The 21,575-nt window shown below is 36.1% G+C and carries 19 protein-coding genes; 8 read left to right on the plus strand and 11 right to left on the minus strand.

Features of this window, described 5'->3' with window-relative positions:
• Positions 1–16: 16 nt before the first annotated feature.
• The 11 genes from rpsC to rpsL all read right to left on the minus strand — a co-directional run bounded on the left by rpsC (position 17) and on the right by rpsL (position 7,331).
• Complete coding sequence (rpsC, locus tag ACY2RT_RS11040; RefSeq protein WP_490155970.1) at positions 17–736, minus strand: 30S ribosomal protein S3; 720 nt, start codon at positions 734–736, stop codon at positions 17–19.
• 3 nt (positions 737–739) lie between these two features.
• Entirely contained in the window at positions 740–1,150 is a 411-nt protein-coding gene (gene rplV, locus ACY2RT_RS11045; protein ID WP_490155971.1) for a 50S ribosomal protein L22, read from the minus strand.
• A 6-nt stretch (positions 1,151–1,156) separates the two neighbouring features.
• Positions 1,157–1,435, minus strand: coding sequence for a 30S ribosomal protein S19 (rpsS, locus tag ACY2RT_RS11050; RefSeq protein ID WP_490155972.1), 279 nt, complete (start codon positions 1,433–1,435; stop codon positions 1,157–1,159).
• A 3-nt stretch (positions 1,436–1,438) separates the two neighbouring features.
• On the minus strand, positions 1,439–2,263 hold the full coding sequence (gene rplB / locus ACY2RT_RS11055) for a 50S ribosomal protein L2 (protein ID WP_490155973.1): 825 nt from the start codon (positions 2,261–2,263) through the stop codon (positions 1,439–1,441).
• A gap of 26 nt (positions 2,264–2,289) precedes the next feature.
• The gene (gene rplW / locus ACY2RT_RS11060; RefSeq protein ID WP_490155974.1) at positions 2,290–2,580 is read right to left on the minus strand and encodes a 50S ribosomal protein L23; all 291 of its coding nucleotides are present in this window, start codon (positions 2,578–2,580) and stop codon (positions 2,290–2,292) included.
• A gap of 7 nt (positions 2,581–2,587) precedes the next feature.
• The gene (rplD, locus tag ACY2RT_RS11065) at positions 2,588–3,217 is read right to left on the minus strand and encodes a 50S ribosomal protein L4 (protein ID WP_490155975.1); all 630 of its coding nucleotides are present in this window, start codon (positions 3,215–3,217) and stop codon (positions 2,588–2,590) included.
• Positions 3,217–3,828, minus strand: a complete 612-nt coding sequence (gene rplC, locus ACY2RT_RS11070; RefSeq protein ID WP_490155976.1) for a 50S ribosomal protein L3 — start codon at positions 3,826–3,828, stop codon at positions 3,217–3,219. The genes rplD and rplC overlap by 1 nt, the downstream gene beginning before the upstream one ends.
• 175 nt (positions 3,829–4,003) lie before the next feature.
• The gene (gene rpsJ / locus ACY2RT_RS11075) at positions 4,004–4,309 is read right to left on the minus strand and encodes a 30S ribosomal protein S10 (protein ID WP_010181931.1); all 306 of its coding nucleotides are present in this window, start codon (positions 4,307–4,309) and stop codon (positions 4,004–4,006) included.
• Positions 4,310–4,319: 10 nt separating this feature from the next.
• Complete coding sequence (gene fusA, locus ACY2RT_RS11080; RefSeq protein WP_490155977.1) at positions 4,320–6,452, minus strand: elongation factor G; 2,133 nt, start codon at positions 6,450–6,452, stop codon at positions 4,320–4,322.
• Positions 6,453–6,455: 3 nt separating this feature from the next.
• Positions 6,456–6,932, minus strand: coding sequence for a 30S ribosomal protein S7 (gene rpsG, locus ACY2RT_RS11085; RefSeq protein ID WP_490155978.1), 477 nt, complete (start codon positions 6,930–6,932; stop codon positions 6,456–6,458).
• 24 nt (positions 6,933–6,956) lie between these two features.
• Positions 6,957–7,331 (minus strand): 30S ribosomal protein S12, encoded by a 375-nt coding sequence (rpsL, locus tag ACY2RT_RS11090; RefSeq protein ID WP_010230128.1) that lies wholly within the window; start codon positions 7,329–7,331, stop codon positions 6,957–6,959.
• Positions 7,332–7,515: 184 nt separating this feature from the next.
• Here rpsL and ACY2RT_RS11095 point away from each other — a divergent pair, with 184 nt between their 5' ends.
• From ACY2RT_RS11095 to ACY2RT_RS11130, 8 genes are all read left to right on the plus strand, one after another.
• Complete coding sequence (locus ACY2RT_RS11095; protein ID WP_490155979.1) at positions 7,516–9,213, plus strand: BamA/TamA family outer membrane protein; 1,698 nt, start codon at positions 7,516–7,518, stop codon at positions 9,211–9,213.
• 119 nt (positions 9,214–9,332) lie between these two features.
• Entirely contained in the window at positions 9,333–12,437 is a 3,105-nt protein-coding gene (locus tag ACY2RT_RS11100) for a SusC/RagA family TonB-linked outer membrane protein (protein ID WP_490155980.1), read from the plus strand.
• Positions 12,438–12,452: 15 nt separating this feature from the next.
• Complete coding sequence (locus tag ACY2RT_RS11105) at positions 12,453–13,898, plus strand: RagB/SusD family nutrient uptake outer membrane protein (RefSeq protein ID WP_490155981.1); 1,446 nt, start codon at positions 12,453–12,455, stop codon at positions 13,896–13,898.
• Positions 13,899–13,915: 17 nt separating this feature from the next.
• Complete coding sequence (locus ACY2RT_RS11110) at positions 13,916–14,356, plus strand: hypothetical protein (RefSeq protein ID WP_490155982.1); 441 nt, start codon at positions 13,916–13,918, stop codon at positions 14,354–14,356.
• Positions 14,357–14,572: 216 nt separating this feature from the next.
• Positions 14,573–17,875: a SusC/RagA family TonB-linked outer membrane protein gene (locus tag ACY2RT_RS11115; RefSeq protein WP_490155983.1), complete on the plus strand. Its 3,303-nt coding sequence runs from the start codon at positions 14,573–14,575 to the stop codon at positions 17,873–17,875.
• A gap of 18 nt (positions 17,876–17,893) precedes the next feature.
• Positions 17,894–19,729: a SusD/RagB family nutrient-binding outer membrane lipoprotein gene (locus tag ACY2RT_RS11120; protein WP_490155984.1), complete on the plus strand. Its 1,836-nt coding sequence runs from the start codon at positions 17,894–17,896 to the stop codon at positions 19,727–19,729.
• Between the two features lie 17 nt (positions 19,730–19,746).
• Positions 19,747–20,346 carry a hypothetical protein gene (locus ACY2RT_RS11125; RefSeq protein WP_490155985.1) on the plus strand — a complete coding sequence of 200 codons (600 nt, stop codon included), beginning with the start codon at positions 19,747–19,749 and terminating at the stop codon, positions 20,344–20,346.
• A gap of 245 nt (positions 20,347–20,591) precedes the next feature.
• Positions 20,592–21,518 carry a T9SS type A sorting domain-containing protein gene (locus ACY2RT_RS11130; RefSeq protein WP_490155986.1) on the plus strand — a complete coding sequence of 309 codons (927 nt, stop codon included), beginning with the start codon at positions 20,592–20,594 and terminating at the stop codon, positions 21,516–21,518.
• The last annotated feature ends 57 nt before the right edge of the window (positions 21,519–21,575 follow it).

A 21,575-nucleotide genomic window follows, 5' to 3' on the forward strand; every position in this document is an offset into this window, starting at 1 on the left:
TTTCTTATTTAAAAAATTACTTTCTACGACGTGATTTGTTATTACCACCTCGCCCGGATCCACCTTTTCCACCTTTCTTGGCTAAACCAACCAGGGGAGAAAGTTCTCTTTTTCCATATACTTCACCTTTCATAATCCATACTTTAACACCCAATCTACCATAAGTAGTGTGTGCCTCAACTAAAGCATAGTCTATATCGGCTCTAAATGTTGATAAAGGAATACGTCCATCTTTATAAGATTCTGAACGTGCCATCTCAGCTCCATTTAAACGACCTGAAATTTGAATTTTAATACCTTCAGCGTTCATACGCATTGCAGCAGCAATAGCCATTTTAATTGCACGACGATATGAAATTCTGTTTTCAATTTGTCTTGCAACACTAGCTCCTACTAAAAAGGCATCTAATTCCGGTCTTTTAATCTCATGGATATTGATCTGGACTTCTTTACCAGTAATTTTCTTAAGCTCTTCTTTTAGCTTGTCTACTTCCTGACCACCTTTACCGATAATAATACCGGGACGGGCAGTAGTAATAGTAACGGTTACAAGCTTTAGTGTTCGCTCAATAATTACTCTGGACACACTAGCTTTACTTAAACGAGCGTGAACATATTTTCTAATCTTGTCGTCTTCGGCTAATTTATCACCGTAGTCGTTACCTCCGTACCAGTTGGATTCCCATCCTCTAATAATACCCAGGCGATTCCCGATTGGATTTGTCTTTTGTCCCATTTATTAATTGCTTTGTGTGTTATCGTTAGCTCCCAACACGAGTGTTACGTGATTGGAACGTTTTCTAATTCTGTGTGCGCGACCTTGTGGTGCAGGACGAAGTCTTTTCAACATCGTTCCGCTATCCACACGAATCTCCTTAATAAAAAGATCTGCATCTTCTACAGAAGCATCTTCGTTCTTAGCTTGCCAGTTTGCAATTGCAGACAAAACAAGTTTCTCTAAACGGCGAGATGATTCTTTAGAACTGAACTTTAAAATATTAAGCGCTTTGTCTACTTTCTCACCTCTAATTAGATCCGCCATTAGACGCATTTTTCTTGGTGATGTAGGGCAATTGTTCAATTTAGCAAAGTACATTGTCTTTTTTGCTTCCTTGATCTGTTCTGCTCTTTCTCTTTTACGAACTCCCATGGCCTATTATTTTTTTCCTTTATTTTTTGCACCAGCGTGACCACGGAATGATCTTGTAGGTGAAAATTCTCCTAATTTATGTCCTACCATATTTTCAGTAACATATACCGGCACAAATTGGCGCCCGTTATGTACTGCTATGGTTTGTCCAACAAAATCCGGAGTAATCATTGAAGCTCGTGACCAAGTCTTGATCACAGTCTTTTTTTTAGACTCAACATTTTGTTGTACTTTTTGTTCTAACTTATAGTGAACGTAAGGTCCTTTTTTTAATGATCTTGCCATAGCTTATTTCTTTCTACGTTCGATTATGTATTTGTTACTAGCTTTAGTTTTAGAACGGGTTCTATATCCTTTTGCAGGAATACCGTTTCTAGAACGTGGGTGACCTCCTGAAGATTTTCCTTCACCACCACCCATCGGGTGATCAACAGGGTTCATTACCACAGGTCTTGTACGAGGTCTTCTTCCTAACCATCTTGATCTACCTGCTTTACCAGATACTAACAATTGGTGGTCACTGTTTGAAACAGCTCCAATAGTTGCCATACAGGTAACTAAGACTAATCGTGTTTCCCCGGAAGGTAATTTAACAGTAGCATATTTTCCGTCTCTTGCCATAAGTTGAGCAAATGCTCCTGCACTACGTGCTAGAACAGCTCCTTGGCCGGGACGTAATTCTATACAAGAAATTATGGTACCTAATGGAATGTTGGCAAGTGTCATTGCGTTTCCAATTTCGGGAGCAACTTTCTCTCCGGAAACTATGTTTTGCCCAACTTGAAGACCGTTCTGCGCAATTACATAGCGCTTCTCACCATCTTGGTAATTCACCAATGCAATAAATGCTGTACGGTTTGGATCATATTCTATAGACGCAACCGTTGCAGGGATTCCTGCTTTGTCACGTTTAAAATCGATAATTCGATATTTTCTTTTATGACCACCACCTATGTAGCGCATGGTCATTTTTCCTTGACTATTTCTACCACCAGATCTCTTATTCGGAGCTAATAAACTTTTCTCCGGCTTATCAGTTGTTATGGCGTCAAATCCATTTACAACTCTAAAACGCTGACCTGGGGTGATAGGTTTTAATTTTCTTACTGACATTTTTGTCTAATTAAATCTAAGCAAGCTTAGATGTTACTGTAAAAATCTATTGTATCACCTTCCGCCACCTGTACAATTGCTTTTTTATAAGCATTTGTTTTACCAGTTTGGATACCCGTTTTTGTATAGCGGGTTTTCCTGTTTGGGCGGACATTCATTGTACGAACTTTTTCAACAGAAACTCCGTAAGCAGCTTCCACCGCTTTCTTGATTTCTACCTTGTTCGCCTTTGGGTTTACTACAAAACCATATCGGTTATTGATCTCCGCATCGGTAGTAGCTTTTTCCGTAATAATAGGTTTTATTAAGATATTCATCTTGTTTCTATTTACTTAAGTTTGTTTCAATTCCTTCCAAAGAACTTTCAAACAGCACAAGACTGTTTGCATTCATAATTTTATAAGTGCTTAGTTCTGAGTTAGTTACAACTTCAGTACCTTTCAAATTGCGAGACGACAAATATACATTATTATTTAACTCTCCCAACACAAACAAAGATTTTTTGTTTTCAAGTCCTAATGACTTTAAAACAGATGTGAAATTCTTTGTTTTAGGCTCTTCAAAATCAAGGTTTTCAAGCACTACAATTGCTTTGTCATTTGCCTTGATACTCAATGCAGAACGACGCGCAAGACGCTTTAAGTTCTTATTCAATTTAAAGGAGTAGCTCCTTGGTCTTGGACCAAACATTCTACCACCACCTTTAAATATTCCAGACTTGATACTTCCTGCACGAGCAGTACCAGTTCCCTTTTGTTTTTTGATCTTCCTGGTCGAACCAGTAATTTCAGCACGCTCTTTTGCTTTATGTGTTCCTTGTCTTTGATTGGCAAGGTATTGCTTCACATCAAGGTAAACAGCATGATTGTTAGGCTCTATTCCAAACACATCTTTAGAAAGTTCTACTTTCCTGCCTGTGTCTTTTCCGTTTATATCTAATACAGCTACCTTCATTATTTCTGAATCATTACGTAAGCGTTTTTGTGTCCGGGAACACACCCTTTCACTACAAGCAGGTTCTTTTCAGCAACTACTTTTAACACTTTCAAGTTTTGTACTTTCACTTTCTCATTCCCCATTTGTCCAGCCATCTTCATCCCTTTGAATACTCTCGCAGGATAGGATGCTGCACCAATAGAACCAGGAGCTCTTAAACGGTTATGTTGTCCGTGAGTAGCTTGACCTACACCGGCAAAACCATGACGTTTTACAACTCCTTGGAATCCTTTACCTTTTGAAGTTCCGGAAACGTCCACAAACTCGCCTTCGGTAAAGTGTTCTACAGTGATTATATCACCTAATTTATATTCTTCTTCAAATCCTTGGAATTCGGCGACTTTACGTTTTGCAACGGTTCCTGCTTTTTTAGCATGCCCTTCGGCAGCTTTTGTAACAGTCTTCTTGTCATCGAAACCAAGTTGAAGAGCTTCGTACCCGTCAACCTCTTTGGTTCTGACTTGGGTAACAACACAGGGGCCTGCTTCGATAACGGTGCACGGTAAGTTTTTACCGTTCTCGTCAAAGATGCTGGTCATTCCTATCTTTTTTCCAATTAACCCAGACATATTTAATTATTATTAGTTATTAATTATTTCTCTTTTTATTACTTCTAAAAGAAAACTCTTCTAGAAAAAAACAGGGTCAAAATAAAATTCAACCCTGAATTGTATTTTGTTCCGTTTTTCCTTCGCTCACGGCTCCGGACATGTTACTGAAACTATAGTGTTTCAGAAAAATCACTTATACTTTGATCTCTACTTCCACGCCACTTGGCAACTCCAATTTCATTAGAGCGTCAATTGTTTTTGAAGAAGAGCTATAGATGTCCAATAATCTTTTGTAAGAACTCAATTGAAACTGTTCTCTACTCTTCTTGTTTACGTGCGGTGAACGTAATACTGTAAAAATCTTTTTGTGTGTAGGCAATGGAATAGGTCCCGTTACTACTGCACCTGTACTTTTTACGGTCTTAACGATTTTTTCAGCAGATTTGTCCACTAAATTGTGATCGTACGATTTAAGTTTTATTCTTATTTTTTGACTCATTGCTGAAATATTATACGTTAGCGGTTCCTCTTGCTGCTGCGATTACTTCTTCAGAAATATTTGAAGGAGTTTCAGCATAGTGTGAAAATTCCATAGTTGAAGTTGCACGTCCTGATGATAATGTTCTCAATGTAGTTACATAACCAAACATTTCAGAAAGTGGCACTTCAGCTTTAACAACTTTAGCTCCTGCTCTATCGCTCATGTCATTTACCTGTCCACGACGTCGGTTCAAATCACCTACAATATCACCCATGTTTTCTTCCGGAGTAATTACCTCCAATTTCATAATAGGTTCAAGAATTACAGCTCCAGCTTGTTTTGCAACAGCCTTGAAGCCCATCTTAGCTGCAAGCTCAAAAGACAGTGCATCAGAATCCACAGGGTGGAAAGATCCGTCCTTAAGAGTTACCTTTAAGCTATCAACTTCAAATCCTGCTAATGGCCCATTGACCATAGCTTGTTTGAATCCTTTTTCTACTGATGGGATAAATTCTTTAGGAACATTACCACCTTTTACTTGATTTACAAATTCAAGTCCGTCTTTTCCATCTTCACTAGGTCCTAATGTAAATACGATATCAGCAAACTTACCACGACCACCGGATTGTTTTTTGTACACTTCTCTATGATCCGCATCACGCGTTACAGCTTCTTTGTACTCAACCTGCGGTTGTCCTTGGTTTACCTCAACCTTGAACTCACGTCTCAATCTGTCTACAATAATATCTAAGTGAAGTTCACCCATTCCGGAGATAATTGTCTGTCCTGAAGCCTCATCTGTACGAACTGTAAATGTAGGATCCTCTTCAGCAAGTTTAGCCAAGGCCATCCCTAGTTTATCAACATCTGCTTTTGTCTTAGGCTCTACGGCAATACCAATTACCGGATCCGGGAAATCCATAGATTCAAGAACTATTGGGTGTTTCTCATCAGACATGGTATCACCTGTCTTGATATCTTTAAACCCTACTGCTGCTCCAATATCACCTGCTTCAATATAATCAATAGCATTTTGCTTATTAGAGTGCATTTGGTATATACGAGAGATACGCTCTTTCTTACCTGAACGGTTGTTCAAAATATAAGAACCCGCATCTAATCTACCTGAGTATGCACGGAAGAATGCTAAACGCCCTACGAAAGGATCAGTAGCAATCTTAAATGCCAATGCTGCAAAAGGAGCAGTTACATCCGGCTTACGTATTTCTTCTTGATTGGTATCCGGATTAATTCCAACAATACCTTCTTTATCTACTGGTGAAGGCAAATAACGACATACTGCATCTAAAAGGAATTGAACTCCTTTATTTTTAAATGCCGATCCACAAATCATTGGAATGATTGACATATCCATTACGGCAGCACGAAGTGCAGCATGCACCTCATCTTCAGTAATAGAATCTTCGTCTTCCATATATTTCTCAAGCAAGTTCTCATCATATGCAGCAACTTCTTCAATAAGAAGTCCTCTGTATTTTCTTGCTTCTTCTTTCATGTCTTCAGGAATATCGATCACATCGAAAGTAGACCCCATAGTTTCGTCATGCCATACAATAGCACGATTTTTTACTAAGTCAATAACTCCTTTGAAATCTGCTTCGTCACCAATATTTAATACAATTGGTACGGCGTTAGACTTCAACATATCTTTTACTTGTTGACAAACAGCCAAAAAGTTAGATCCCTGACGGTCCATTTTATTTACAAAGCCAATACGTGGCACTTTGTAATTATCTGCAAGTCTCCAGTTAGTTTCGGATTGAGGCTCAACACCATCTACCGCACTAAAAAGAAAAACTAATCCATCCAAAACACGTAATGAACGATTTACCTCTACAGTAAAATCTACGTGACCAGGAGTATCAATAATGTTAAAATGATAATCTTTTGTATCATCAACAGGCTCTCCATTTTTTAAAGGAAACTTCCAGGTACAAGTAGTTGCAGCAGAAGTAATTGTAATACCTCTTTCCTGTTCTTGTTCCATCCAGTCCATCGTTGCAGCTCCATCATGAACTTCACCAATTTTGTGGCTTACTCCTGTATAATAAAGAACACGCTCTGTTGTAGTGGTTTTACCGGCATCAATATGCGCAGCAATCCCTATGTTTCTTGTATATTTTAAATCTCTTTGTGCCATTTTTTAGAATCTGAAATGTGAGAATGCTTTGTTTGCTTCAGCCATCTTGTGCGTATCTGTACGTTTCTTAACAGCAGCACCTTCTTCTTTTGCAGCTGCAAGAATCTCTGCAGCAAGTTTTTGCGCCATAGACTTTTCATTTCTCTTTCTTGAATAGCTTATAAGCCATTTCATTGCTGTAGAAATTTTACGGTCCGGACGTATTTGCATTGGAATTTGAAAGGTAGCCCCTCCAACTCTTCGGCTACGAACCTCTACGTGAGGCATCACATTGGAAAGAGCATCTTTCCAAATCTCAAGAGCCGTTTTTTCATCGTCTTGTTTTTTCTCGTCTACGATATCAATTGCATCGTAAAACACTTTAAAAGCCACCGACTTTTTTCCATCCCACATCATGTTGTTCACAAAACGTGTTACTAACTGGTCGTTAAACCTTGGGTCTGGTAAAAGTGGTCTTTTCTTGGCCTGTCTTTTTCTCATGTCTTCTCTTTAAAAGTTTTTAGATTACTTTTTAGGGCGTTTTGCACCGTACTTAGATCTACGTTGTGTTCTACCTTCAACACCAGCGGTGTCTAAAGCGCCACGAACAATATGATATCTAACACCTGGCAAATCTTTTACCCTTCCACCTCTAACCAATACTATCGAGTGCTCTTGTAAGTTGTGACCTTCACCAGGGATGTATGCGTTTACTTCTTTACCATTTGTTAACCTTACCCTTGCAACTTTACGCATTGCAGAGTTTGGTTTCTTAGGTGTAGTAGTATATACACGCGTACACACACCTCGTCTTTGAGGGCACGAATCTAAAGCAGCCGATTTGCTCTTCTTGGTTATTTTGGCTCTTCCTTTTCGTACTAATTGTGAAATTGTTGGCATATAAAATATGTATTACACTTTATTTAATATAAAATACCCCTTTTTAAGGGCTTGCAAAGGTAGAAATAAAAATCAATTAATCAAACGTTACTATATTAATTTTAAACTAGCATTCATTATTTTGAGATTGAAATATTAAATGCCGCTTTGAAGCGTTAGTTTTACAGCACAAAAAACAATGTTTTTGAAACGTATTTTATACATATTTTTATACCTTAATATATATATAGCTTTTTCGCTTACTGCAAATGCACAAAATTTAACACTTGCAATTGAGGCCGAAACTACTGTTTCCGAAACATTTTTAGACAGCTTAAATTTCCAAAATTTATTCAAAGATTATTTATCTCTTAAAAAAGAAACTGACACACTAATAGTAAAGCTTCAAAAAGCAGGTTTTATAGAAAGTGAATTAAAAGACCTTTATAAGAAAAATGACAGCAATTATGTTGCTAAATATATTTTTGGAAATAGATATCACTATATAAAGGTATACTATCAAAAAGAAGATTTCAGCAAAAATGAATTAAACAGAATTTCTCAGGAAGTTACGGATGATTATTTCATACTACCTTTTTCTACTATTGAAGCTGCTTTAATAAAATTAAATTCTTTTAGAACAGAAGCAGGAAATACTTTTGCAAGAACCAGATTACAGGAAATTTCAAAAGTTGATGACAAATCCCTTAGTGCCCGGTTGGTTTTAGAGGAAAATAGTGAACGAACAATTGATTCTATAGTAATTAAAGGGTATGATAAATTCCCAAGGTCTTATTTAAAATATTATACCGGAGTTAAAACTGGGAAAATATTTAGTCAAAAGAAATTGATTTCTCAAAATGAGGTGCTAAATAATTTAGGATTTGTTGCTACCATTAAAGCTCCGGAAGCTTTATTCAGAAAAAATTCAACCACGGTCTATTTTTATTTAAAAAAGCAAAACAATAACCTCTTCGATGGTATTTTGGGGTTTGCTACTAATGAAGATACTCAAAATTTAGAATTTAACGGATACCTTAATTTAGAACTCAATAATAATTTGAACTACGGCGAACAACTAATTATAAACTACAAAGCTGATGGAAAAGAGCAGCAGAATTTTAGAGTAAAAACAAGCCTACCCTATCTTTTTCGATCCCCTTTTGGCGTAAGTGCCGAGCTCAAAATATTTAAGCGAGACAGCTCGTTCGTCACTACAGAACAGCAAATACGAGTGACTTATCAGGTAAATCCTTCTTCAAATATCTATGGTGGTTATAAAGGATACGAATCGAGCAATTTACTCAACGAACTAATAGCCGGAAATGCAATAGAGGACTACACCTCTCGCAATGCTATTTTTGGTGTCAATTACAACAAACAACAAAACAAGTCGCTTTTTCCAATAAAGACCTTTTTCTCTTTAGATGCAGAAATTGGAATTCGTGAGTTTAAAAGTAAAAAGGAAGACCAGCAAAGGCTTTCTTCACTAATTAATCATATTTTCAATCTTAATTTTAAAAATTCCATTTTTGTTCAAAACAACTCCAGTATTTTATTTAGCGACACTTATTTGGTTAATGAGTTGCTTAGGGTTGGTGGCATTAATAGTATTAGAGGGTTTGATGAAAATAGTATCGATGCATCATTCTATTCGGTTTTGAATACAGAATATCGTTATATTTTTAATCCATCCATTTATATCCACAGCATTATTGATTTAGGCTATTTTGAAAATCAGTCTTTTTTTCAAAAAGAAAAATTATATAGCTTTGGGATAGGCCTAGGTTTACAGACAAAAGCAGGTATATTTAAGTTCAATATTGCTAATGGAAACTCTGATAGTCAGGACTTCAGTTTCTCAAATACTAAAATACATTTGAGCTTATCTTCTAGATTTTAAACAAAAAAAGTAACTCCTAACAAGATAATACCCTATAAACATTCATTTTTAAGTTCAAAAACTTGCCAGTTTAACATTTTATTGGCATTTTTGGGTATCATTAATTAAACACTAATAATATGAATCAAAAATTACGTGGAATCCTAGTGCTTTTACTAGCATTAGTAGTGCAAATATCATTTGCACAAGAAAAGACGATCTCAGGTACAGTATCCGATGATGTAGGACTACCATTACCAGGAGCGAATATTATTATTAAAGAAACAAATACAGGTACCCAATCTGACTTTGATGGAAATTACTCCCTTACAGTTAATGTTGGGCAAACCCTAGTATTTAGCTATGTAGGATTTGAGACTCAGGAAGTTACCATAGGAGTCGCAAATACAATTAACATTGCAATGGTGGCAGGAGCACTACTTGAAGAAGTTGTTGTTACCGGGTATTCGACAAGAAATAAAACGGTTCAAACTTCTGCAGTAGTTTCTATTTCTGCTTCAGAAATCTCTGAATTAAGCCCTACAACAAGTATTGATAATTTACTTCAAGGTAAAGCTGCAGGTGTTCAGGTAACTTCTGCAAACGGTAAGCCAGGGCAAGGTGCTTTTGTTAGAATTAGAGGTATCGGTTCTTTAACTGCAGGAGCCTCTTCTCCATTATATGTAGTGGATGGCGCTGTAATTAGAGAAGATGATCTGGCGAATGTTCCAAATGAGGATATCGAGAACATCACAATTCTTAAAGATGCAGCTACAACTGCCCGGTATGGTTCCAGAGGAGCAAGCGGGGTTGTTGTGATTACCACTAAAAAGGGTAATAGAAATAAAGATGCCGTTGTGCGTTTTAGTTCAAGATTTGGCTTTACTTCCAGAATCAAGCCAAATTATGAAATGATGAACGCTGAACAGAAAATGCAATATGAGGCAGAATTATTCGCCTTAGGAGTATCTGCAGCAGGTAGTCTCCCAGGAGTTACTACAGCTCCCGGAAGCCCTGAAAGACAGTTCTTATTAGATAATGAGACAGATTGGCAAGATTTGATGCTACAAGAAGGAATCATCCAAAACAATAATGTTTCTTTTTCAGGGGGAGCTGAGAACATGGACTACTATTTCTCTGTTGGACATGATAGAAATACAGGTATTATCGATCAGTTAAGTGGTTTTGAAAGATTGAATTCAAGATTGAACTTAAATTTTGATGCTAAAGACTGGCTTAAGATTGGTGTAAATGTTGGTTATTCAAGATCAACCAGTGATGAACCTCGTGATAGAAACAATGCTCAAAACGCATTTAGAGCTATGTTAGATTATAATCCATATGAAACAGAATTTGTTTTAGACGAAGATGGTAATGTTGTTCTGGATGCTAGTGGAGACCCTTTATACAGTCCTACGCATACTAATTTTAATGTGCGAGGAGCATTATTATCTGAACCAGCTATAGATATTGAAAATAATTTACTTTCAAGCATGGATGCACTAGTATTGTTTTCAGATAATTTCAGTTATGGCTTAAATGCAGCTTTTAATGCTATTAACCGAAGAACGGAGAGTTATTCAAAACCAGGTGGAATATTGGATACACTTATCGGAGATCCTGAAAACCCCGGAAACAAGTTAGATACCGGTATATACCGCTATGATTTTACAATTAGTAACCGATTTATTTATAATCTTGAATCAAACAATCATAATTTGAATTTATTAGGATTGATCGAGTATAACATCAATCAAAATAATGGTTATCAAATAAGAAGTATCGGTTATCCTTCTGCACAGCTAACAACGCAGTTCAATGGTAATGAACCTACTCTTACTGAAACAACTAGAAATATACTTACATTATTTTCTTACGGATTATTTGCTGATTATGACTATAAAGAAAAATATTTAGCATCGGCTTCTATTCGTCGAGATGGCTCTTCAAATTTTGGAGATGATAATAAATATGGTACTTTCTGGAGTGGAAGTATAGGATGGAACATTGCTAAAGAAGATTTCTTTCAAGTTGACGCCATTAACGATTTAAAGTTAAGAGCTGCTTATGGTACTGTAGGTAATCGAGACGGAATCGATCGTTATGCATCTCAAGGTTTAGTGAGTTACGATGTACTTTATCCAGGTGGCTCATCATCTACTGTTAATAACTTTGGTAACCCAATTGTTAAATGGGAAACTACAACTACATCCAACGTTGGACTTGAATTTAATCTTTTCAACAGAAGAATTCGAGGAGTTGTTGATTATTTTATCAGAGAAACTGAAGACCTATTGTTCTTAATTCCTTCGGCGGTTGAAGACGGAATTGTTAATAATGAAACTCCAGAAGTAGTAGGAGTGGTAGGAAATTTAGGAGTTATTGAGAATAAAGGATTGGAAGTTTCATTACAGGGAGATGTTTTTAGGTCAGATAATTTTAAATGGACCTTGGGAGGAAATGTTGTATTCTTAGATAATGAAATCAAAGAGCTTCCGGATTTAGATGGAGACGGTGAAGGTGATGATGTTTTCCCTGAAAACGCATTTAATATAGCTTTTAGAGAAGGCGTTCAAATTAATGAGCACTATCTGGTTCGCTTTGCTGGGGTAGATCCTGAAACAGGAGCTCCTTTATATTATGGGGCAGATGACCAAATATACAGAGGTCTTGACTTGCCTGAAGGAGACAATAGAGTTTTTCAGGGAAAATCTACCATTGCTGATAAAGAAGGTGGTTTCTTTTCAAACATTGTCTATAAAGGATTTGGTTTGAGAACAGATTTTGTTTTTAAATCCGGAAACTGGATCAATAACTTTGTGAAGTCTAATTTACTTTCCGATGGAGCTAATATTGATGACAATCAAGCTGTTGGAGCATTAAATTACTGGCAACAACCTGGAGACACTAATGTATTGCCAAGTCCGCTAATTTCTCAAGAAGAATTACAAGCAGTTAACTCAGATAGATTTTTAGAAAAAGGAGATTACATTCGAATGAGAAACATAACACTTTCTTATAATTTCCCAAAAGTTTCTCTGGAAAGAACACCTATAAATTCATTTAGAATTTATGTACAGGGACAAAACCTATTGACCTTCACAGAATTTTTTGGAGATCCTGAAGTAGGGCTTTCATCAGGTGAAACAATAGATTTTGCAGATGCAGTAGCACCTGGAGAGGCAACTTTATATAGTTATCCAAATACAAAGTCTATTCAACTAGGAATAGATGTAAGTTTCTAATTAAAAAAAATAACGATGAAAAAATATATTTATAAATTAACATTCATATTTATTATCTCAGGACTATTGGTGTCTTGTGAAGATGAATTAGATCAAGTACCCTTTGATGGATTTGCGTCTGCCAATGCATTTGTGACGGCGCAAGATTTTGAAAATGGCTTACGCGGTATATATAGCCAATTAATTAGACCTGGAGTTTACGGAAGCAGCGATAGAGGTTCTATGCTAAGTGCTCCGGATGTATTAGCTGATAATGCTACTTTAGGACAAACTGGGCGTAATACAAAAAGATATCTGCACGATTACAATTATAATGCATCAAATACGATGTTAACTCTTTATAGAGATACATATGTTATGATCTATCATGCTAATCAGGTTCTATTTTATGCAGATGCTTTCGAAGGAGAGAGTAAAGCAAATGTAATTGCAGAAGCTAAAGCACTTAGAGCTTTAGGACATTTAAATTTAGCTTCTTTATTTGCAAAAATTCCTACACAAGCAGGTGATGCAAACGGGAGTTTAGGTATTGCTTATGTAACTGAAGCTGACCCATCATTACTTCCATCTCGTCTATCTGTATCCGAAACCTATGCAATGATCATTCAGGATTTAGAAGATGCGCGTAGTGGGATCAACGATAATAATTCGGATACAAGTAATCCGGCAGCTAACAGATTAAATAGAAATGCTGTTAACTTAATATTATCACGCGCTTATTTATATACAGGACAATGGCAAAATGCGGTTGAAGCAGCTAATAGAGTAACAACAGCTGTTGCTCCTCGAAACGATGTGGTTGGTGTTTGGGAGGACAGTAGTAAAGCTGGACTTATATTTTATATTGTAAACGAAAATCCTACCCTCGGTAATGCAATTGGAATTGCCTGGAGTCAAGGCGCCGCTACAACTATAATCCCTGAATATGTAGCTTCTTTTGAGTTAACTAATTTATACGCCAGTGATGATATACGAAAAGAGGCTTATATTTTTGATGCATCAAGTGGGGGAATTGCTTATAATGGTATCAAGAAATTATTTGCAAGGCCAGGTGGACAAGCAGGTGTTGTGGATTATAAATTATTTAGAGCAGCTGAAGCGTATTTAAATAAAGCTGAAGCGTATTTTAATATAGGAGATGAGACTGCTGCCAGACAAGCATTGGATCAGGTAAGAAACAACAGATATACTAATCCTCCTAGCGGTGAGACGGGTAATGCACTAAGAGATGCTATCCGATTAGAAAGAAGATTAGAATTTGCTTTTGAATATCAAAGATTCTTTGATATTAAAAGGTGGGGGCAAGCTGTACAAAGAGGAGGCCAAGGAGATATTGCTGATGGCTCCGGAACTCCTTCAGATGTACTAAACTTAGCAGCGGGTAGTAATAAATTTCAATTACCAATTGCTCAAGAGGCTCTTGATTCTAACCCTAATATGCAGCAAAATCCAGGGTATTAATTTTAAAATTCAAACAGATGAAAAAAACATATATAATTCTAACATTATTTTTAGCTACACTTTTTGTATCATCATGTAGCACCAATTTTGATGACTATGATTCGGAAAGACCTGTAGGGATTCGTTGGATGGCAGCAGAGTCTGCTCCTCTTGTAGTGCTTCAACCCGGCCAAGTTGTTACTACCGAAGTTGAATATTGGATTTCCGGGGTATCTTCTTCGGAAAGAACTTTTAATGTAATTATTGAACCTGAGACAGATCTTGCTCCGGAAAATTATTCATTCCCTACCACTATTGTAATACCTGCAAATGAAGATAGAGGTACATTAACTTTTACAGGAATGGATGTTTCCTTAACGGACGAATTCCAAAAATTGGTAGTATCTATCGAAGGAACTGATGAAGTATTTTCTGTAATAGGTCCACATACTATTCAAATACTATCGGTACTTGATTAAAAAACTTTTTAACTAAACTTTTTAACACCTATAAATTTTATAGGTGTTTTTTTTTACCAGAATTTTTTTATGAATTTCCTTTCGTTAAATTACTTTTAGATATCATAACAATAACTTAACAGTTCTTTAAAAAAAACTAAATTTTAAGTTTAAAAAGTTGTGTATTTAACTTTTTATTGTGATTTTTGGCATTGGCTAATTCAAATAAATTATAAAATGAGAACAAAGTTTAGTGGAATTTTGACGCTATTACTAGCGTTTGTAGTGCAACTTACGTTCGCACAAGAAAAAACAATCTCCGGATCGGTGACAGATAATACTGGCCTGCCTTTACCCGGGGTTAATATTATAGTAAAGGGCACTAGTAATGGTACTCAAAGTGATTTTGACGGCAATTACAGCATTCAAGCTAGTGTTGCCCAAACACTTGTGTTTAGCTATGTAGGCTTTACTACCGTGGAGAGGCCCGTCACTGCGGGATCTAATACAATTAGTGTCCAATTACAAGAAGATGCTGCTGTATTAGAGGAAGTTGTTGTAACAGCATCTGGTATCCGAAAAGAAAAAAAGGCTCTTGGTTATGCAGTATCATCTGTTAAAGAAGAGCAAATAAAAGATAACCCGGAAGCTGATTTATCTCGTATACTAAGTGGTAAATCTGCAGGTATCAATATCACAACCCAAAATGGTCTATCAGGATCAGCTAACCAAGTTATTATTAGAGGTTTGAATTCCTTTTCAGGTGACAACAATGCCCTATATGTTATTGATGGGATTCCTTATAGTAATGACACTAATGAAGCGGGTAATTTTGTAGATGGAAATATGGGTTCCAGTAGATCATTTGATATTGACCCAAGTAATATTGAAAATATTGATATATTAAAAGGTCTAGCTGCTACAACACTATATGGAACTGAAGGTAGAAATGGAGTAATATTAATAACTACTAAAACTGGTAGTTCTAAAAACCTAGCCTCTAAACAACAAATCGAAATATCCTCTTCTTATTTTTTCAATGAAGTAGCTTCATTACCAGATTATCAAGATGTATATGGTGGTGGGTTTAACCAAGCGGATGCTGATGGATGGTTTTATAGTAACTGGGGTCCTGGTTTCTATGAAGATGGCCTCGGAGGATGGGGAACTTTTATTAATGACGATGATCCCCTTCTTGGATTTAATTCAGATGGCACACTTGCTCACCCTTATGCTACTTCTTCCTTTTTAGCTACCGGTTATCCAGAATTTCAAGCTCAATATGAAGGAGCAAGATATCAATGGAGACCCAGAAACAGTGTGAAAGATTTTTTTAGAACCGGAGGTACTGCTAATGCATCCATTAACATAAGAGGTAGAAGTGAAGACAACAAATATAACTACGGATTATCATTTGGTCATTTAAATGATACTGGTTTTACTCCTGGAAATGAAGTTACGCGAAATAACCTTACAGTTGCTGGAGGTGCAAAGCTAACAGATAAGATAAACGTTAAGGGTTCTTTGAATTATACGTTAACAAATTTCAAAACACCGCCAGTTGCTACCAGTTTAGGTAGTAGTGTCGTAGGTGCCGGATCTTCTATTTTTGGAGACCTTTTTTATACTCCACGAAGTATAGATATTTTCGAACTTCCTTTTGAACTACCTGATGGAAGCAGTATATACTACAGAGATGATAATGCTATTCAGCATCCTTTATGGACTGTTAAAAATGCTAAATTTTCACAAAAAACTAATCGTGTAAATGGTTTTGCTTCTCTAGATTATAATTTGACAGATAATCTCAATATACTCTATCAAGCGAGTATTGACACCTATTCTGAAGATAATGTAAATAGACAAAATAGAGGTGGTGTTACCGGAGCGCCTATCATTGATTCTGGTTTCTATTATACTTATAATAATACTAATACAATTACCGATCACAAAATAGTATTAAGTGGTAATAATTATTCTATGTTTAACGATCTCTTAAATGTTAGTTTCTTAGCAGGTGCCACTTCAAGAAGTACAGAATATAAGAGAGTTGGAATGTTTAGTGACAATCAACAAGTTTTTGACTTTTTCGACCATACAGGTTTTGTAAATCACTCTACAAGAGTAGATTTCGACGATGATGGTATTGATGATATTGATGCTGAAACTAAACGTAGAAGAAATATTGTTGGATTATACGGACAAGTTAATTTCGACATAAAGAATATGTTGTTTTTAAATTTTGCAGGAAGAAATGACTGGGTATCCAATGCTAATAATAATTCATTATTTTACCCATCTGCCAGTGTGTCTTTTATCCCTACAGCGGCTTTTCCAGACATAAAATCTGACGTTGGTATAAACTACTTAAAACTTAGAGCTGGTTACGGAACTTCTGCAAACTTTGCAGATGGTTATCCTACAGTTACTACAGTTATTCTTAATACTCAGTCTTGGGCAGATTCCAATGGTAATATAACTGGAAACACAACAGATGATTTTGTTGGAAATCCAGATATTAAACCGGAATTGTTTGAAGAAATCGAGTTTGGTGTAGAAGGTAAATTGTTTAACAGATTAACTTTCGACTTGTCCTATTATAAAAGAAGAACAGAGAATTTGATCGTCGAGGAGCGTCCAGTTCCTCCAAGTAGTGGAGCTTCTGAAACTGCATCAAATATTGGTGAAATTGAAGCGGACGGTATTGAAGCAGATTTAGGATTATCTATTTTTAATAATCCGGATGGTTTTGGTTGGAATATAGGATGGAATTTTACAAAAATTGAAAGTGAAGTAACAAAACTTAGTGAAGATTCCAGGCTTATTATATATGAAGGTTTTGATAACCTCGGAAATGGTGCACGAGTAGGATACCCATTAGGAACTATTTTTGGTGAAAGAATAGCACGTGATGAGGATGGAAACTTATTGGTAGACGGTATTGGAAATTATGTTTCAGAAGCGTTAGATGAAGAAGGACTTTTACCTGCAATAGGAGACCCTAATCCAGATTTTGTAATGAACTACACTAACACTTTTTCTTATAAAGGATTTTCGTTAGGTGTTTCAATTAACCATGTCTCTGGTGGAGATATTTATTCTGTTACTGTTGCTTCCTTAATGGGTAGAGGATTGACTACTGATACAGAAGACAGATTAGGCACCTACATTCTACCAGGTGTAAGCCAGGCAACAGGGCTTCCAAACGATATTCAAATTAATAATTCCGATTTTTATTTCAGTAATGGTTTTGCTAGTCCAGCAGATGAGCTATCTATTTATGACGGATCTGTGATACGCCTTAGAGAAGTATCTCTTGGTTATACAGTACCTTCAAAACTATTAGAAAAAACACCCTTTGGAAAAGTAGTAATTAAAGCGAGTGGCTATAACCTTTGGTATGATGCATACAATACTCCTGAAGGTATTAATTTTGACCCGAATGTAGCTGGTTTAGGCGCTGGGAACGGACAAGGTTTTGATTTCTTAACAGGTCCAAGTAGTAAGCGTTATGGCATGAGCGTTAATGTAACTTTTTAACATAAAAAATAATTCAAAATGAAAAATACAAATAAAATTTTCTTATCTCTATTTCTACTTATAGGAGTTTTGTTTACTTCCTGTGAGACTATAGATTTAGAATTGCTAGATGATCCTAATAATGTAACAGAGGATAAAGCAGATTTAGAACGTTATTTAGTTTCTATTCAAGTTGATTTTGCTGATTTTATGCAAAGAATGAGCAAAAATGGTGCTGAACTTACCAGAATTGAATATATGTTTGGTAGAACTTACATAAACAATTTTAGTGCTGAGACTACTAATATTGAATGGGAACTTGCTTACCAAGCTATGTTCTCTAATATGAAGGGAGCTGAAGGCATTGCTGAGTTAGAAGGAGCAAATAACCATATAGGTGTGATGCGAATTTTAAAGGCATTTGCATTGATGACGCTTGTAGATTTTTATGGGGATGTGCCACTAAGTGAAGCAACAAATCCTGCAGAATTTCCTTTCCCTAGTGCTGATGATGATGCAGCTGTGTATGCAGAAGCCATGGTTATGCTAGATGAAGGTATTGCTTTTTTGAATGCTGGAGGGGATCCCATAGTAAATGATTTCTACTACGACAATGATTTTTCTAAATGGATCAGACTTGCCAATACTTTAAAAATGAGGGGATATTTAACTACAAGATTAGTTGATGGTGATGCCATTAGTAAATTTAATGCTATCGTTAATTCTGGAAATTATATTTCCAGTTCTGATGATGACTTTCAATGGCAATATGGAAATAGTCCATCATCTCCAAACACTAGGCATCCTGAATATGCTTTAAATTATACCGTAACTGGTGCCACAGGAGGAGCTTATAGGGCTAACTGGTTAATGGATTTAATGCTAAATACTGATGATCCAAGACGTTTTTACTACTTCTTTAGACAATCTCCTTGTACTCCAGGAAGTGTTGATGCTAATGGCAATTCTTGTGCAACTAATTCAGCTCAAATTCAATGTTCAACACAAGCAAGACCACAACATTACCCAGCCTCTATGGCATATTGTAACTTAGCTTCCGGATATTGGGGTAGAGATCATGGAAACGATGAGGGAATTCCACCAGATAACTTTAGAAGAACACTTGCCGGTATTTATCCATTTGGAGGTAAATATGATGCCGGAACCAATAGAGATGGAACTGTAGAGCTTAACACTAATACTCAAGAGTATGAGTTTGTTTATAATGTAAACAATAATGCTGCTGCTGTAGATTCTGGCTTAATGGGTGCAGGAATATTACCATTAGTACTGGCATCCACTGTCGATTTCTGGAGAGCAGAAATAGCTCTTGTTAGTGGAAACCCTTCAGCTGCATCTCAACTGGTAGCTTCTGCAATTAGTAAGAATATTGCTAAGGTTACTTCATTTACTCCATCTTCAGATCCGGATTATGATCCAAACTTGCTATTAGATACAGCAATTGTTGATCCGGCTACCGGAGATGTTACAGCGCCAAACGGTCCAAATAATGAGCCATTACCTATTTTTTCTGGTGAATTGGTACCTACCGCTAACGATATTACCGAATTTGTGAACAGTCAAGCATCTCAAATTACTAATACTTCTGATGATTCTTGGAATATATTCGCAGAGCAATATTTTGTTAATTTGTATGGAGATGGAATAGATGCTTACAATTTTTACAGAAGAACAGGATATCCTAAGACGTTGCAATTCAATATAGAGTCTGCGTCAGGTTCTTTTGTTAGATCATTTTTGTATCCGGCAAATGAAGCAACCAGCAATAATAATATAATACAAAAAGAAACTGTAGCTGTAAAAGTGTTTTGGGATAACAATCCTGATGCACCTGCATTTCCATTTTCAAATTAATCTAACAAATGCACATTATGAAAAATATATTTAAAGTTTTTTTAATAGGATGCCTACTAATAGCAGGAACTAGTTCTTGTGAAGACAGTACACTACCAATTGATGAGTTGTACGAAAATGTTGATACCTCCGCTGCATTTATAAGAACACTAGTGGAGCCAAGTACTGCACCTCATAACCTAACTCCCGGTGACGATTTCCCGGATGTTGTTGAGGCAGTTATAGAAATTCAAGAAGGAAATGGAACCATCCAACCGGATTTCAAAGAAGTTAGAGTATATGCTTCTCTTTATGAAGACCAGGACCAAACTATTCCTTTAACAGATTCTCAAGGCAATGATATTGCAGAAGTACAATTAGAAACTTTTCCTGCCTCTGAATTCACTCCTAGCGAAGTAAATAATTTACCAAGCATAGGATTAACAGTTCCTACACAAACTATTGTAGATAACAATCCTGGTGCAAACTTTTCTTTTCCTACTTATATTTATTTGCGTCTTGAACTAGAAATGAATGATGGAAGAGTTTTTACTGACACTAACGTAGGACCTACCGTAGAATCAGGAAATTATTTTCAATCACCATTTTTTTATAATATCATCTTTTTGAATAATTAATTAATTTTTATTCTTGAAACAAAAAAAGGTTTTGCTTGTTGGCAAAACCTTTTTTTGTAGTCAGTATATTACAAATAGTAAGTATAACAGGTTATGCTTACTAAATGATAGTATATAATAAGATTCAAAAAAAATTAATGGTTGCGTTGTTTTAACTAAAAATTCAATATATTTTGAAAACTTTAATGAAAAAATCAAAAAATATTTGTAGATTTGATTCATACTAATATAAAAAGTTATAAATCATGAAAAAAAATTATTTTTTAGCGGTATTATTTACTTTCGCAATGGTAAGTATGAACGCACAATTTACAGATGACATGGAGGCTTACACTGTCGGTGATCCTATTTCTGGTGGTTGGTGGACCGACTGGGGCTGTGGTGGAGGAGCCGGATGTGCAATTATGTCTTCGGCTAACTTTGCACAAGATGGTGCTAAATCTGGGTTGATTCCTGGTGATGGTACTACAGATGCAGTACTTGACCTTGGTAACAAAATCTTTGGAACTTGGGGTCTTGACATGTGGATGTACATCCCTGCCGGTAAAGAAGGATATTACAACTTACAAGGTACAGTGCCAATTGGTGCTGGAGAATGGATTGTTGGTAATATTTACTTCAACCAAGATAACGGTGCTCCTGGTGTAGGTATCATTGATGATACTGCTTTAGGTGGAGTTAACTTTAACTTCCCTCACGACCAGTGGTTTAGAATTGTTACAAACTGGGATATTAGTGGTGGTATCGGTGCTTCTACCTGGGAAATGTGGGTAGACGGTGTTGAAGTAATTCCAGCTGGAACTGCTTTTACCGATAATGCAGGAACTTACCCAACTAGTTTAGGTGGTATAGATTTCTTCTCAGGTAACACTAACCATGAGTTCTATATGGATGCTTTTACGTATCAAGATTCTCCTATCATTCTTGGACTTGCTGATTTAGAAGCTAAAGGTTTCTCTGCATATCCAAATCCTGTAAGTAACATCTTAAACTTAAGAGCTAATGAAGCTATTTCTTCTGTGTCTATTTATAACATTCTTGGACAAGAAGTTTATAATGCTAAGTTAAATGCTGTTAGTTCTACAGTTGACATGTCTAGCTATGCTAGCGGAGCTTACTTTGTAAAAGTTAATATTGGTGGTACTGAAGGGATCGTTAAGATCGTTAAGTAAGAATTACCATATTATATTATAAAGAAAGAGGCAGTTTAATAAACTGCCTCTTTTTTA

The sequence above is a fragment of the Ulvibacter sp. 2210JD10-4 genome (assembly GCF_058148525.1).